This window comes from Paenibacillus nitricinens (assembly GCF_052056485.1).
In the GTDB taxonomy this organism is placed as follows: Bacteria; Bacillota; Bacilli; order Paenibacillales; family Paenibacillaceae; genus Paenibacillus_AQ; species Paenibacillus_AQ nitricinens.
Genome location: NZ_CP183948.1, coordinates 4,421,677 through 4,436,842, shown reverse-complemented (window position 1 = coordinate 4,436,842; position 15,166 = coordinate 4,421,677). Strand labels below are relative to the sequence as shown.

Annotated in this window: 15 protein-coding genes; 12 read left to right on the top strand and 3 right to left on the bottom strand. The window is 43.3% G+C overall.

Annotated elements, in window-relative coordinates; genetic code table 11:
• Nucleotides 1-19 precede the first annotated feature (19 nt).
• On the bottom strand, nucleotides 20-448 hold the full coding sequence (locus ACN6KS_RS19745; RefSeq protein ID WP_042189935.1) for a VOC family protein: 429 nt from the start codon (nucleotides 446-448) through the stop codon (nucleotides 20-22).
• Nucleotides 449-636: 188 nt separating this feature from the next.
• Nucleotides 637-1,035, bottom strand: a complete 399-nt coding sequence (locus tag ACN6KS_RS19740) for a DUF2871 domain-containing protein (protein WP_094870196.1) — start codon at nucleotides 1,033-1,035, stop codon at nucleotides 637-639.
• A gap of 349 nt (nucleotides 1,036-1,384) precedes the next feature.
• Here ACN6KS_RS19740 and ACN6KS_RS19735 point away from each other — a divergent pair, with 349 nt between their 5' ends.
• A complete protein-coding gene (locus ACN6KS_RS19735; protein WP_234532155.1) occupies nucleotides 1,385-1,600 on the top strand; it encodes a hypothetical protein in 216 nt (71 codons plus the stop codon).
• Between the two features lie 117 nt (nucleotides 1,601-1,717).
• On the opposite strand, the gene ACN6KS_RS19730 is transcribed toward ACN6KS_RS19735, so the two are convergent.
• Nucleotides 1,718-2,683: an NAD(P)H-dependent flavin oxidoreductase gene (locus ACN6KS_RS19730; protein WP_440960335.1), complete on the bottom strand. Its 966-nt coding sequence runs from the start codon at nucleotides 2,681-2,683 to the stop codon at nucleotides 1,718-1,720.
• Nucleotides 2,684-2,891: 208 nt separating this feature from the next.
• Here ACN6KS_RS19730 and ACN6KS_RS19725 point away from each other — a divergent pair, with 208 nt between their 5' ends.
• From ACN6KS_RS19725 to ACN6KS_RS19675, 11 genes are all read left to right on the top strand, one after another.
• Nucleotides 2,892-3,554 (top strand): MgtC/SapB family protein, encoded by a 663-nt coding sequence (locus ACN6KS_RS19725; RefSeq protein ID WP_042189928.1) that lies wholly within the window; start codon nucleotides 2,892-2,894, stop codon nucleotides 3,552-3,554.
• 499 nt (nucleotides 3,555-4,053) lie between these two features.
• On the top strand, nucleotides 4,054-5,211 hold the full coding sequence (locus ACN6KS_RS19720) for an ROK family transcriptional regulator (RefSeq protein ID WP_440960334.1): 1,158 nt from the start codon (nucleotides 4,054-4,056) through the stop codon (nucleotides 5,209-5,211).
• 30 nt (nucleotides 5,212-5,241) lie between these two features.
• A complete protein-coding gene (locus ACN6KS_RS19715) occupies nucleotides 5,242-6,246 on the top strand; it encodes an asparaginase (RefSeq protein WP_094875560.1) in 1,005 nt (334 codons plus the stop codon).
• Nucleotides 6,247-6,335: 89 nt separating this feature from the next.
• The gene (locus ACN6KS_RS19710; RefSeq protein ID WP_094870192.1) at nucleotides 6,336-7,940 is read left to right on the top strand and encodes a glutathione ABC transporter substrate-binding protein; all 1,605 of its coding nucleotides are present in this window, start codon (nucleotides 6,336-6,338) and stop codon (nucleotides 7,938-7,940) included.
• Between the two features lie 113 nt (nucleotides 7,941-8,053).
• On the top strand, nucleotides 8,054-8,977 hold the full coding sequence (locus tag ACN6KS_RS19705; protein WP_094870191.1) for an ABC transporter permease subunit: 924 nt from the start codon (nucleotides 8,054-8,056) through the stop codon (nucleotides 8,975-8,977).
• A 69-nt stretch (nucleotides 8,978-9,046) separates the two neighbouring features.
• Nucleotides 9,047-9,958: an ABC transporter permease gene (locus tag ACN6KS_RS19700; RefSeq protein ID WP_440960333.1), complete on the top strand. Its 912-nt coding sequence runs from the start codon at nucleotides 9,047-9,049 to the stop codon at nucleotides 9,956-9,958.
• Nucleotides 9,959-9,971: 13 nt separating this feature from the next.
• On the top strand, nucleotides 9,972-10,973 hold the full coding sequence (locus ACN6KS_RS19695) for an ABC transporter ATP-binding protein (RefSeq protein ID WP_440960332.1): 1,002 nt from the start codon (nucleotides 9,972-9,974) through the stop codon (nucleotides 10,971-10,973).
• Entirely contained in the window at nucleotides 10,970-11,962 is a 993-nt protein-coding gene (locus tag ACN6KS_RS19690) for an ABC transporter ATP-binding protein (RefSeq protein ID WP_042189914.1), read from the top strand. The genes ACN6KS_RS19695 and ACN6KS_RS19690 overlap by 4 nt, the downstream gene beginning before the upstream one ends.
• Nucleotides 11,963-12,003: 41 nt before the next feature.
• Complete coding sequence (locus ACN6KS_RS19685; RefSeq protein WP_440960331.1) at nucleotides 12,004-13,458, top strand: leucyl aminopeptidase family protein; 1,455 nt, start codon at nucleotides 12,004-12,006, stop codon at nucleotides 13,456-13,458.
• A 24-nt stretch (nucleotides 13,459-13,482) separates the two neighbouring features.
• A complete protein-coding gene (locus ACN6KS_RS19680) occupies nucleotides 13,483-14,175 on the top strand; it encodes a copper homeostasis protein CutC (protein ID WP_440960330.1) in 693 nt (230 codons plus the stop codon).
• Nucleotides 14,176-14,202: 27 nt separating this feature from the next.
• The gene (locus ACN6KS_RS19675) at nucleotides 14,203-15,153 is read left to right on the top strand and encodes an ROK family protein (protein WP_094875572.1); all 951 of its coding nucleotides are present in this window, start codon (nucleotides 14,203-14,205) and stop codon (nucleotides 15,151-15,153) included.
• Nucleotides 15,154-15,166: the final 13 nt, after the last annotated feature.

The following is a 15,166-nucleotide window of genomic DNA, read 5'->3' as shown; positions in this document are numbered from 1 at the left end:
ATACTCGTTGTTATTTTTATTACATGTTCATTCGTCCGTCATCATAATTGAATTGCCAATCGATGCCGAATTTATCTTTTAGACTGCCATAACACGAGCTCCAGAAGGTTTCTTGTAATTCCATGCCTACTTTGCCGCCTTCTTTAAGCTTATGGAAATATTTTTTTATGCCATCCAAATCCTTACTTACTACCGAAAGACTTATGTTGTTTCCTTCCACGAAAGGCATGCCTGGAAAAACATCAGAGAACATTACATTACTGCCTTCGATATTCAAGCGAGTGTGCATAACTAAATCTTTGGCTTCTTCAGGAAGAGTGAAATTGGGATCGGGTGGTGTTTCGCCAAAGGTCATGATTTGTGGACGTTCAACACCAAACACCTCCGCGTAAAATTCTGCAGCTTGACGACAATTCCCGTTGAAATTCAGATAAACATCGATAGACATTACTTCACTCCTTAAAAGTTTTGGTGGCATCGAAAGCATAGTTTAAAGTTAAAATTTAAGATATCTCGCGACTTCCATATTGTATCATTTACCAGAGTATAAACAAATATACTTATAGTCTCATTTGGTATGAACTTAAATATGACTAATCAAAAAAGCCGCTGGAATAAGATCCAGCAGCTCTTTCCCTATGATTTAATTCGTTTACCGAGCAGAATTAGTAGCCATATGATACCAGCACCTACTATGGCATGGCCGAGACCTGCAATATGCGGTAAGAAGCTGATATCAGTCCCGTTAATTTGCAGCATCCCGCGAGTGGCCATAGTACCGATCGTGATCAGGAGACCAATGTTATATACAATGTACCATGCACCAAAGGATTTAGCCTCATGGATATTAAATAACTTGGCCAGGATCAATGCGATTATAAAGAAGAAGAAGCCCAGTACAAGGATATGAGTATGAAGTGCAACTAAGATGGTGTTTCCTTCAAAATCATTCATTTTGGTAATTTCACGATAAGCAACACCCGCTATCAAACCAAGAATGGCATAGAAAAAAGAAGTGTAATACAATTTTTTCATGATCATGACTCCTTTATGTTTATTGTTATATTGAAATCATATCTTGCAAATAAGAACGCAGTATGAACAAATGAATATGTAGTGATTAATTTCACGAAATTGACAAAATTTAAACTCTTAAGCATGTCCCACATAGTTTCCACACAATATTCATCTATAATCATTAATATTATTGAACCCCACTATTCATTGGATTCAGGGTGTTCGATGGCACGGGAGGATGAATATGAAAAAAGCGGATTGGATTATAGCCATTCTAGTTATGGGAATGGGTCTGATGTGCATGTTGGTTTCAGCAAATTTTTTTCGTATTGATTTTTTCCGTATTATAAAGTAGGAGATGGTTTTTTTGAAAAGAGGAGTATTTGCAGTAATCTGTGTAGTTATTTTGTCATTTGGAATTGGAACAGCAGCTTATGCTGCCGGGTTTGCTCCAAGCACTTTTAAAGAGATGTTGCCTTTTATGAAAGAAAGACATCCTAACTTAGGTGATTCCGAGCTAGAACAAATGTATAAGAGCTGTCATCAACAAGAGGGCATTTCTAATACTCGTGGAATGATGTAAGGCGATGTTGATGTAGAATCAACTTATATTTAACGCCTTTTAAAAAGAGCTCTTTGTTGCATACAACAAAGGGCTCTTATTTTATCTGTATTATCGCATAAGCATCGTATTATAATCTTAAGTTGCGAGGTTCAATGCTCCTTGATACTCATGCATTAAATTGTCGATTATCTGCTGTACGGACAATATCTCTTTAATCTCATGAACTCTGGACCCGGCAAACACTAACCCGTTCTTAACATCTCCCCTAAGGGAAGTTAGCAGAGATTCCATGGTACAAAAGCGATGAGAACAAACCTTTAGACAATTAGAGCATTTGGCTATTTTTAATTTGGCATCATCACTAATGCGTTCTGTGAATTCATTACGAATTGCTCTGCCATCTAGCCCCACTGTAGACTTAATTAGAATAGTATCACCTTGCTGGGCATCTACATATTTTTGCTTAAAGGCCAGTGGAGCATCACATTCATGGCTCGCCACGAAACGAGTCCCCATCTGAACACCAGAAGCTCCAATCCGAAGGGCTTTTGCGATATCTTCTCCTGTCAGAATTCCACCAGCAGCAATTACTGGAATCGAAACGGCTTCTACAACCTCAGGAAGAATTTCGAACATGGATCTCTCTGTACCCAAATGGCCCCCAGCTTCAAATCCTTCCACTACGACTGCAGAGGCACCAAGTCTTTCGGATATTCTGGCTAATTTGGCGGAGGAAACAATAGACACCACAGGAGTACCATACTCTTTACCCCAAGCATAAATATCTCTGGAAATCCCGGCTCCAGAAATAATAAAGTCCACTTTTTCTTCCAAAGCGACCTTCATTTTTTCGGCAAAATCCTTCATCGCGAATAGAACGTTCACCCCGATATATCCAATCCCTTTTGAGAGCTCTCTTGTTTTGCGAATATGCATTCTCAGTTCATCAGTGGTGATTCCTGTACCAGAAATGGTGCCGATCCCACCTGCATTGGCTACAGCAGCAGCTAAGCCACTTAAGGATATGCCTACGCCCATACCCCCTTGAATTACAGGAACCTTGGATTTAATATGCCCAAATTGGATTGTTGGCAGTTTCATATACGCACCTCTTTCACGAGTTGTAGACCGTAATACAATGTCTACTGGAGTAACAGCTATAAAGGTATCACAGTTAAATCTTTGCAGATGTGACTGTGCGCATGCTCAAACTATGTTAAATATCATGTCCATCATATAGGAGGGGGAAATATAGAAATCCGTTTATGATACAATAAATAGCAATATTAAAAGGAGAGAAGGACTATGTATGGAGTTTGAATATTTACTTCGTGTAGTTGGAGCTGGAATTTGTGGTGTTTTAGTTGGCTTTGAACGAAAAAGCCGGATGAAAGAAGCGGGAGTTAGAACGCATTTTATTGTTGCTTTAGGTGCTGCACTTATGATGATCATTTCAAAATATGGATTTCAGGATCAAGCGGATTGGTCCTATGTTAAACTCGATCCCGCACGTATAGCTGCCCAGGTAGTAAGTGGAGTGGGATTTCTTGGTGCAGGAATGATTTTCATGCATAGACACACTGTGAAGGGCCTGACAACTGCAGCGGGGATCTGGGCAACGGCGGGACTAGGGCTGGCGATTGGATCGGGCCTATATATTCTGGGTGGAGGAGCAACAATTATTATCTTACTCGGGCAAAAGATTTTGCATGGACGATACAGTTGGCTGGCCTCACCGAAAACGCAACAGATTGTGATCTGTCTGACTAATTCAGAAGGAGCCGTGAGTAGAATTCAACAGCTCCTTGAAGAAAAAAATATTACCATTTTAAGCTTTCATGCTGAAAATAATAGTCTTGCCTCCGAATTGAATTTAGAAATAATCGTAAAATTTCCTGAATCGTTTAATGCTGTGAAATTGTTGTCACTGATACAAGAGGACGCGTCTGTTAAGGCAGTAGAGTTTCAATAATTTTTTAACACTCGCATCAAAAGTTGGTTTCTATATGAAGAACTTGCTTTTGATACGGGTGCAATCTCCATTTCACTAAATCCGCGCACAATTCTACCCTTTTTCCAATATTCAGATTCACAAAACTTCTGCATCGATCCCAAACCTCTTTTTTTTAAGATGTTTCCTCCACTTCTAAATTAAGTTTTTCCTATTTATAGTTTCCACTCGTCTATTATGAGAGAGTTTTGGTCTTTAGTGTTATGTTTATGTCATGTATTTGAGGAGATTGTTATAAAAATCACATATTAAACGCTTTCATTTATTTCGAATAAAAAAATATGTCATTTATATTGACATACAATCAATGAGCCTTTATTATTAATCCCATCACTGGAGAAACTAAACTGAAATTTAATCAAATATTACATTAGCGTAGCTTAATTGGCAAATTTTTTCTTATTTTTATAGTTTTATTAGTTTGATTAATGCACTGAAGAAAATAATTAGGAGAATGTCTGTGAAAAAGCACGATCAGGATTTTATGAAGCGGCAAAATCGTTTGACGGTCTTCGAAATCATAAAAAATCAACAACCAATTTCTCGCGCTTCCATCGCCAAACAAACGGGTATGAGTCCTACAACTGTAAGTCGGATTGTTGGGGAATTAACTGAACAAGGGTATCTACTGGATTCGGATCAGGTATCTTCAGGATTAGGTCGGAAATCAACGTTGCTTGCTATGGTTGACGCTTCTGTGTTGTCGGTTGGGGTTGAACTGGATCGTAGTCTTATGATTGTAGGTATCGTAGATTTGCAAGGTAAGCTTCTTTGCAGCAGGCAATATCCGCGTACTCCGGACGAGAGTCCAGACAAGACACTGGAACGAATCAAAGAAGCAATTGAACAACTGACACAGCAGCATGTGATTGATAGAACTCGAATCGTCGGTATTGGCGTTGGACTTCCTGGCATTGTGAATAACGAAGAAGGGATTGTCGTCTTCTCGGTTCAGCTTGGATGGAAGAATGTACCCTTAGCTAAACGCCTAAAGGAACTAACCGGTTTTGAAATTGCTGTGGATAATGAGCTGAAGGTTAGAGCTCTTGCTGAACATCTCAAAGGTGCTGCTGTTGGATCTGTCCGTACCGCACTATTGGGCTTCGGGCAAGGCGTTGGCTCGGCGATGATCCTTGAGGGAGAGATCTATCGCGGGGTGATGAACAGTGCTGGTGAAATAGGGCATACGACAGTGGATCCTAACGGAATGATGTGTGAGTGCGGTAAGGCGGGTTGCTTACAGACCTATATTAATATCAGCTCATTGTTGTCAGAAGCCAATCGGATTCGTCCGATTCTCACAATCGAGGAGTTGTTTGAAGCAAAAGATGCAGGAGAGCATTGGGCGGTTCATTTGATTGAGCGAGCACTCATGTATATGGCGATTACCATCAACAATGTCGTATGCATGTATAACCCCGATAGTGTGATCCTGAGTGGAGAACTCGTTGACAAATTTCCGGATGTTTATGAAGCAGTCGAGAAGCTATATCTTTCACGCTTCACATGGGAACCCCTTCGTGGGTCTTTCACCATTCATCGTTCGATGTTGAACGAGAATGGTGTAATTATCGGATCTGGACTACTATCGCAAAATCGTTTTTTCGCATTGGATTAAAAATAAATACATCGAAGGAGGCCTGTACAGATGGGATTTACAACATTAGTAGAAGAATATCGCGGTGGCTTACTAGAGAATGTACATTACGGTGCAGTTAGTGTGGTCGATGAGAAAGGTAATATTTTGTATAAAGCAGGTAATCCGGAGCATATAACCTATCTTCGTTCAGCAGCTAAACCATTCCAAGCTTTACCGGTTATGAAGCGTCGGATCGATGAAGTTTATGGTTTGACAAGTAAGGAAGCCTCACTCTTTACTGCTTCGCACCGGGGAGAGGCCTTTCATATTGAAGCACTTGAATCTCTTTTTCAGAAAATGGGCTTAAAAGAAGAGGGACTTCATTGTTGTTCTACATACCCGCTGAATGAGGAAGCCAAGGCAGAGCGCCATCGGGCGAATGAGCCGACTCGTAAAATCTTTCATAATTGCTCAGGTAAACATGCAGGGTTAATGGGCCTTAGCAAATATATGGGTTGGGATATAGATACTTATTATGATCCTAACCATCCCGTGCAACAGGAAATCATTGATATTATGGCTTATATCGCAGAAGTATCGAAGGAATCCATTCCTCAAGGGATTGATGGCTGTGGTCTTCCTATCTTCGCACTCCCTCTTCATAAAATCGCTTATTCCTATTTAAAGCTAGCCTGTCCTGATTTGATTGAGAATACGGAAATACGTAACGCAGCTGCTGCGACTGCAAAGCTTATGAACGATAATCCAGTGATGATTGCAGATACGAAATTCGTCTGCTCGGAGCTTCTAAAGGATGATAATCTTACGGCAAAGGGCGGCGCTAAAGGTGTATATGGAATTGGTCTCCGAAAGGAGCGAATCGGTATCTCGCTAAAAGTATCCGATGGTTCTGAGCAAGTCTGGCCTTGTATCATCGCATCGATTCTGGAACGTTTAGGCTATAGCAATCAAGATACGATTGATCGTTTATACGCACTCGTGCCGAACACTATTGTTAATGATGGCGGCACAGTTGTAGGCGAACGCCGTGCTGTATTCCAATGGGAAGTCTGATTATAAGGATCGAGAATAATCTTCAAGTCTCATGAATAATTGGACTGGGAGCTTTTCTAATACATCGTTTCTAAAGGGGAGTGTATAACATGAAAGTCAAAGGAAAAGTATGGTCAATGTTCATGCTGCTGCTTATTACAGTAGTAGTGACTGCAGGGTGCGGCAACAAAGCAAACAACGAGGGACAAGGCGGCAATACCGCTGGTGGAACTGAAACTAGCACCCCAACTACAAAAAATGATAAAGACATTGTAATTGCCATCAATTCTAACTTTATTACGCTGGACCCTCATAACGCAAGCGATACACATTCAATCAGCGCTGCCAGAACGATGTACGAAGGTCTAATGGGTTTTGATGAGAATATGAACGTTGTTCCTGTTCTTGCTTCAAGCCACACTATTAGTGAAGACGGATTGGTATATACATTTACTTTGCAAGAAAACGTTAAATTCCAAGACGGCACTGATTTTAATGCCGAAGCAGTGAAGGTGAATATTGCCCGTATTCAGGATGAGAAGAATAATCTGAGACTGCGCAAAAGCTTCGCCAAGGTGGCCAAAGTGGAGACTCCTGATGCCAAAACCGTGGTTATTACACTCAGCGAGCCATACAACGCATTTTTAAACAAGGTTGCAATGGCGCCTATCATTAGCCCTAAAGCTATAACAGAGAATGGGGCCGATATTTCAAAAAAACCTGTAGGTACTGGCCCATTTAAGTTCAAAGAGTGGGTGCAAGGTGATCGTCTAGTTGTTGAGAAGAATGCGGATTACTGGCAAAAAGACTTGCCGAAAGTGGACAGTATCACCTTTAGACCTGTACCAGAGAATGGATCACGGATTGCGATGCTAAAAACTGGTGAGGCTGATTTCATTTATCCAATGCCAACCGAGCAAGTATCCGAGGTTGAAGGTCTTGAAGGAATTACTGTAGATACCATCGATTCTACCATTGTTCGTTATGTAACGTTAAATACGATGAAAAAGCCTTTCGATGATGTAAAGGTACGTCAAGCCATTAACTATGCTATCAACAAAGAAGCATATATCAAGGTTGTGAAATCGGGTCTTGGCGCTAAGCTTGATTCCACGATGTCTTCCAAAACACAATATTACTCCCAACAAACAGGTTATGACTATGACATTGAAAAAGCTAAGCAACTGCTTGCTGAAGCGGGGTATCCAGACGGATTCGAAACCGAAATTTGGGGAGAAAACGAATCTGAAACCATGAAGGGTATGCAATTTATTCAACAACAGCTAGCACTTGTAGGCATCAAGGTAGAAGTGAAGTCTATGGAAGGCGGTACATTGTCTGACCAAATTAATGCTGCTAAAACACCTGAAGAAGCAAAAATTCAAATGTGGTATGTCAGCTGGTCTCCATCCTCCGGTGATGCAGATGGTGCTACTAGAGGTTTGTTCAGTAGTGAAATGTTCCCACCAGCTGGCTCGAATACAGCTTATTATAAAAATGAAAATGTAGATAAATGGATTGCTGAAGCAAACAAATCTGTTGATCCAGAAGCGGCTAAATCTATTTATGCAAATATTCAAAAAACAGTATGGGAAGATGCTCCTTGGGCATTCATGGGGGTTGACCAAATCATCTCAGGCAAAAGATCTAATCTGGAAGGTGTTAAAGTCTTCCCGGATGGTTCCATTAATGTCCTAAATGCAGAAGTGAAATAATTCAAGTCAAACGCAAGATTTAATTTCCCAAGAATTGAACGAGGCCGCTTCTTAAGAATGGTAGGAGGCGGCCTCAGTTAAGACATTTGTCGATACTGAAGGGGGCTTATGAGTTGGGTAGATATGCTTTACAAAGACTCCTCGGGGTTATTCCGTTGCTATTCATTGTATCGGTATTAGTCTTTCTGTTTATTCACTTAATTCCGGGCGATCCGGCCCGGCTTATTGCGGGTAAAGACGCCACACTTGAAGAGATTCATGGCATTCAAGAGCAACTAGGTCTCAATCTGCCGCTGTGGAATCAATACATAAACTACATGAGCGATCTACTGAGTGGTAATCTGGGCAATTCGATTCGTTCAGGGATTCCAGTAACCGATATGCTAGAAAGTAGAGTAATGCCTACCTTGTGGTTAACGTTTCTCAGTATGGCTTGGGCGCTTGTCATTGGTCTTCTAATTGGTGTTATTTCAGCGGTTTATCGCAATAGATGGCCTGATCACTTAGGCACATTGACAGCCATTTCAGGGATGTCGATCCCTGGATTCTGGTTAGGTTTGGTACTCATTCAGATTTTCTCGGTAGAGCTTGGCTGGTTTCCGACCGGTGGTGTGGATTCCTGGAAGTCTTATATTCTTCCTTCCATTACACTTGGAATGGGGATTATGTCGATGCTGGCTCGTTACTCTCGGTCATCGATGCTAGAAACGTTACGGGAGGATTATATCCGAACAGGACGTGCGAAAGGCTTACGCGAGTATGTTGTTATTAGCAGGCACGCGCTGCGTAATTCTCTTATTCAGGTCGTTACTGTAGCTGGACTTCAATTTGGGTTCTTGCTTGGTGGATCGGTAATGGTTGAGACAGTTTTCAGTATTCCTGGTCTTGGAAGACTGCTGGTGGATTCCATTTTGTTCCGGGATTATACAGTTATTCAAGCTTTGCTGCTGCTGTTTTCAACACAATTTATCCTTATCAATTTAATTGTAGATTTATTGTATGGCGTACTTAATCCGAAAATCAGGTTTTCTCAGTAAGCTAGAGTAACTGAGAAACAGAATTACGATAGTTTTCTGGAGGGTGAATATAGGATTAGGAGGGATATCATGAGCGACAATTCGGCGGTAATGGGAACTAATTCCCCTATACCCGGAGAGGTAATAGCCCCGGAGAAAACAAAAGGCCGCACGGGTGTTTTTATTCGCAAGTTCAGCAAACAAAAGATGCCCCTTGTGGCTGCATTTTTTATCATATTGCTTTTTTTAATTGCCATTTTCGGGCCATTTCTGACCCCTTATAATCCAGATGAACCGAACTATGATGCGCTAATGCAGGGCCCGTCTGCCAAGCATTGGGCGGGAACGGATGAATACGGCCGTGATATTCTAAGTCGCTTAATTGATGGTACAAGGTTGACTTTGGCGGTCAGCCTGAGTTCCGTATTGATTGCAGGTGTACTTGGAACCATCCTTGGCCTTATCAGTGGATATTATGGCGGTTGGCTGGATCGGATTATTATGCGTGGCAGTGACGTATTGTTCTCATTCCCTGATTTACTGCTTGCCATTGGGATCGTCGCTATACTTGGGCCTGGTTTATCCAACGTTGTGATTGCAGTTGCAGTCTTCGGTACACCCTCGTTCGCCCGCATTATCCGGAGCGTAACATTGTCTGCAAAGGAAACGTTGTTTGTTGAAGCAGCCCGTTCAATGGGTGCGAAGAATCGCCGAATCATTTGGCGACATATTTTTCCTGAAACGGTCCCTAGTATTATCGTTAATCTATCCATGAAAATTGGCGGGGCAATCTTAGCCGCTGCGTCATTAAGCTTTCTTGGAATGGGTGCGAAGCCAACGGAGCCCGATTGGGGGGCAATGTTAAGCATGGGGCGCGATTATTTAAGTATTGCTCCACATATCGTTTATTTTCCGGGTTTAGCTATATTTTTGACAGTACTTGCATTTAACCTGGTCGGGGACGGACTGCGCGATGCTCTTGATCCCAAAATGAAAAACTAAGGAGGGACAAGACATGACTCAAAATTTGCTGGAAGTACAAGGGCTGAAAACGGAGTTTAAACGCGGCGATGGAACTATAACGGCAGTTGCAGGTGTTGACTTTGTGATTAAGAAAGGTGAAGTGCTGGGTCTAGTTGGAGAATCCGGCTGTGGTAAAAGTGTTACCTCACTGTCGATTATGCGGCTTCTTAAGGATACGCCAGGCAGAATTTCTGGCGGTTCAGTTCGTTTCGAGGGAACGGATCTAACAAAGGTTACGGACAAAGAGATGCGCCAGATACGAGGAAATGAAATGGCGATGATTTTCCAGGAGCCGATGACTTCACTTAATCCTGTGCTGAAGATTGGCTTGCAATTGATGGAGCCGATCATGTTGCATCTTGGTTATGGTCGAAAGAAGGCCCGTGAACATGCCATTCATATGTTGCGGTTAGTGGGTATACCACGTGCGGAAGATTTGGTGGATGAATATCCGCATCAGCTCTCTGGCGGTATGAGGCAGCGTGTAATGATTGCGATGGCGATGTCTTGCCACCCGAAACTGCTGATTGCAGATGAACCAACAACGGCGCTTGATGTGACGATTCAAGCTCAAATCCTTGATCTAATGAAGCACCTGAAAGAAGAACAGGATATGGGGATGCTGCTCATTACCCATGACCTTGGGGTTGTAGCTGAACTATGTGATCGTGTAGTTGTAATGTATGCTGGCCGTGTAGTGGAGGAAGCTTCCGTTCATGAACTATTTGCAAGACCGCAGCATCCGTATACGAAGGGTTTAATACAATCCGTTCCAAAGCTGCGTCAAAACGTACGTCGCTTGGATTCCATTAAAGGGAATGTACCTGACCTTTCACAAATGCCAACGGGCTGTAAGTTTGCACCTCGCTGCGATTATGTCACGGAGCGCTGTCTCTCGCAGGAGCCAGAGTTACTTCCGATTGAGGGACTAGAGCGAAAGAGTCGTTGTTGGCTTACACAGCAGGAGAACGCAGAAGGAGGGGAAGGTTTGTGAAGGAGACTCCACTCATTGAAGTTAAAAGTCTGAAGAAGTTTTTTTCGGTGAAGAAGGGCTTTTTCGGAACTACTAGATATTTGCACGCAGTTGATGGGATCTCATTCGCTATACGTAAAGGAGAAACGTTCAGTCTTGTAGGTGAAAGTGGCTGTGGTAAATCTACTACAGGAAGATTAGTGACTCGCTTGCTGGAGCCAAATGACGGTGAAGTGTGGTTTAAGGGTCAAAATATTAGCCATATCTCAGACAATCAAATGCGTCCTATTCGTAAAGATATACAGATGGTGTTCCAAGACCCTTATGCTTCGCTTAATCCACGAATGAAGGTGAAGGATCTTGTGGCTGAACCTCTGCTTATTCATACAAAGCTCTCGTCCAAAGAACGGGATAAACTAGCATGCGAGTTACTAGAGACCGTGGGATTAAATAGTATCCACGCCGAGCGCTACGCTTTTGAGTTCAGCGGTGGACAGCGACAACGGATTGGAATCGCCCGGGCATTGTCTGTACGCCCAAGCTTAATCGTGGCAGATGAACCTGTGTCAGCACTGGATGTTTCGATTCAGTCACAAGTGCTAAATCTGTTGCAGGATCTGCAGGAAGAGTATGGCCTGACGTATTTATTCATTTCACATGATCTAAGTGTTGTTGAGCATATTAGTGATCGAATCGGAGTTATGTATCTGGGTTCCCTCGTAGAGACGGCGGATAAAGATACCTTATATGATCGTCCAATGCATCCATACACACAAGCACTGCTATCTTCTGTACCTGTACCCGATCCTACCTTAAAGAAGGAGCGCATTATTCTGAAGGGAGATCTTCCAAGTCCGGTTGATCCACCGTCGGGATGCCGTTTTCACACAAGATGTCCTTCCTGTATGGAAATCTGTAAGCAGCATGTTCCGATATTTCGAGAAGTCGAACCAGGTCATGAGGTTGCATGTCATTTATTTGATGAAGAAATGTTGAAATTAGAGCGGTAACTGAAATTGTGAGATCACTTTACGGAAAAGAAGGGACAGCGATGAAAATCTTATTCGATTCCGCTAATGTGGCGGATACTATTGTCTATTTAGCTTATGAAGAGGAGTCTTTTCCTTTTAGGCTGGGAGCGCCCCACAAACAGTGCAGCAGTGTGACTTGGTTACATGCTCGCACTGAGGAAGAGTCTGATGTGTTAGCGGTAGGAATGGGAAAGCGCAAGGATATTACGCTTGAGAGGATTCGCCGAGCGGGTGGATCTGCTGCTCGTGCAATTCTGAAGGAAGGACGAAGTAGTGCTTCACTTGTTCGCTTAGCATCCGAGGCAATAAATAGGAATAGGGATATTTCTGCTGCTGATGAATTACAAGCTTGGATAGAAGGTTGGATTCTCGGCTTATACCGTTTTCAAACTTATCGGGGAACTACCAAGGTGGAAGGCTCTGTTGATTTACAGCTTCAATCGATTGATTGGCCTGACCTATCATCAATTGAAATGGAAGCTGTACGGGTTTCTGCACAGATACGCGCAGAAGGTGCCGTAGTTGCTCGTGATCTTGTGAATGAGGTACCTGGTACACTGAATCCTGACCGTTTTGCGGAATGGATGGCAGAATTTTTCGACCGTGATGATGCTGCTTTGAAAGTCCATATCTATCGAGGACAGGAGCTTGTGGAACTTCAGATGAATGGGTTGCTCGCAGTTGGAGCAGGAAGTAAGCACGCTCCAGCCCTTGTTGAAATTCGTTACAAGAGTAACCCTGACTTACCGATGTTAGCACTGGTAGGAAAAGGTGTAACCTTTGACTTAGGTGGCATGAATGTGAAGACGGCTAGCGATATCAGCGATGCACGCATGGATATGGGTGGTGCGGCTGCTGTAATTGGGGCTATGGATATTTTGATAAGGAAGCATGCCAATGTAAATGTGACCGCACTTATTCCAGTCGTTGATAATGTGCCAGATGCTAAGGCGATGTTACCTTCTTCTGTTATCCGCTACCCTAACGGGCTAACCGTTCAGGTTGCGAATACGGATGGCGAGGGTCGACTTATCATAGCGGATGCGCTTATTCATGCCGCAAATATCGGAGCAAAGCAAGCTATTGATATTGCTACCCTAACTGGAAATGTCGGTGCGGCGCTCGGATTAGGCATCGCGGGCATATGGGGTGATGTTGATATAACGCAGAGCCTAGTGGAGATCGGTGAGCGCAATGGAGAACGACTGTGGCCCATGCCGTTAATGGATGAATATGAAGCAGATCTCCAGAGTAATTACGCTGATCTCCGCAATGTAAGTACTTCCCCCTTTGCAGGTGCGATTACAGCAGCCTTATTTATTCGGCGCTTTGTAGCAGAATCGATGAGCTGGGTTCATATTGATATGGCTGGGACGGTACAGTACAAACAGGATGTGGGATACTCAGAAGCTGGAGCGACGGGATATGGTGCACGCCTGCTCGCCGATTATGTTATGAAGCAAGTGCATCATTAACAACTGGAAGAGTGGGTGAAAGTTATGAGATTGGAAATCATCGCTACTTGTATGGATGATGCTCTAACGGCTGAGGCGAATGGCGCAGATCGTCTTGAGCTCATTACTGCCATTACGGAAGGTGGATTAACACCAGGAATAGGGTTGGTGGAGCAGGTAGTCAAATCGGTTAGCATTCCTGTCTTTGTTATGGTCCGTCCGCACAGTCGATCATTCATCTATTCCACGAATGATATTTTGACTATGGCTGCAGAGATCAGGCAGATTGCAGCCAGTGGTGCTTCGGGAGTTGTTCTAGGCGCATTAACACCGGAAAAAAAGATTGATGAGCATGCGCTTGAAATATTATTGCCGTTGACAGATGGCTTACAAGTAACCTTCCATCGTGCTTTTGACGAGCTCGTGGACCAAATTGCAGGTTATCGGACGCTTTGTAATTACCCGCAAATCACTCGTATACTTACCTCTGCTGGACCAGGTCCGGCACCTGATGCCATTCCCGCTATGCGTAGGCTAGTAGAGGAATCAAGAGGTAGTTCGATAAGTATATTGGCTGGAAGTGGTTTGAAGCCAGAAGGTATTACATCTTTTATTCAACAGACTGGAGTCACAGAAGTACATTTTGGATCGGCTGTTCGTCATGGCAAAGACGCTTTGTCGCCAATCGATCCAGCAGCCCTGCGGGCGTTAGCTAAGAATATTCATTCGAACGGCTAATAATAGATAGTGAAAAGGTGAATGGTTATGCATAAGGCTGAGAGCTATGTAGTAGGAATTGATTTAGGTGGAACAAAAATTGCCGCAGCATTATTCGATTCAAAGGGTACTGTGTTGAATCGGGAATTAATGGAGACAGCTGGCGCGCGCACCGCTGAAGAGGTGGTGCAGCGAATGATCGGAATGATCCGCTCTGTATCCGAAGGCCGACCGCTGATTGGGGTCGGACTGGCTTCTCCTGGAGCTGTGAACAGCCAGGATGGAATCGTAATTCACGGTACCAATCTTCCTGAATGGGATAATGTTCCACTGAAACATTGGATGGAGTCAGAACTTGGCATAGAAGTGAAAGTGGTAAACGATGCGAACGCTGCGGCATGGGGCGAGTATGTAAGAGGAGCTGGCAAAGGCTCGAACAACATGGTGTATGTTACCTTCAGCACAGGAATTGGAGCTGGAATTGTCATGGATGGTGAGCTACTGCTCGGAACGAACTCATTTGCAGGAGAACTCGGCCATAATATTATTGACCCGAACGGAACGGAATGCAGCTGTGGAAGATATGGATGCTGGGAAGTATTTGCTTCGGGTACAGCGATTCGGGACATGGCACTGCGGAGTATGGAGAGCAGAACGTCGATGATTACAGAGCTGGCTAGTAGAAGTGGTGAAAAGATTAATTCTCGACATGTCTTTGAAGCGATGGCACTAAAAGATCCGCTGGCTGTCGAGGTGATTGAGCGAACGATTCATTATATGGCGATTGGATTAGCTAACGCGGTACATACGTTTAATCCTGATCGCATTGTAATCGGTGGAGGCGTAAGCAAAGCTGGTGCACTACTGTTTCCGGCGCTGAGAGAGAAAACAGAAGAACTTGTCATGAAGCCGTATAAAGGAACTTATACTATTGAATCAGCAGGTCTGAGGGATGATGTAGGTCTTATAGGCGCTGCGGCATTATTTCATACCGTCTAGACTATCTGAACCA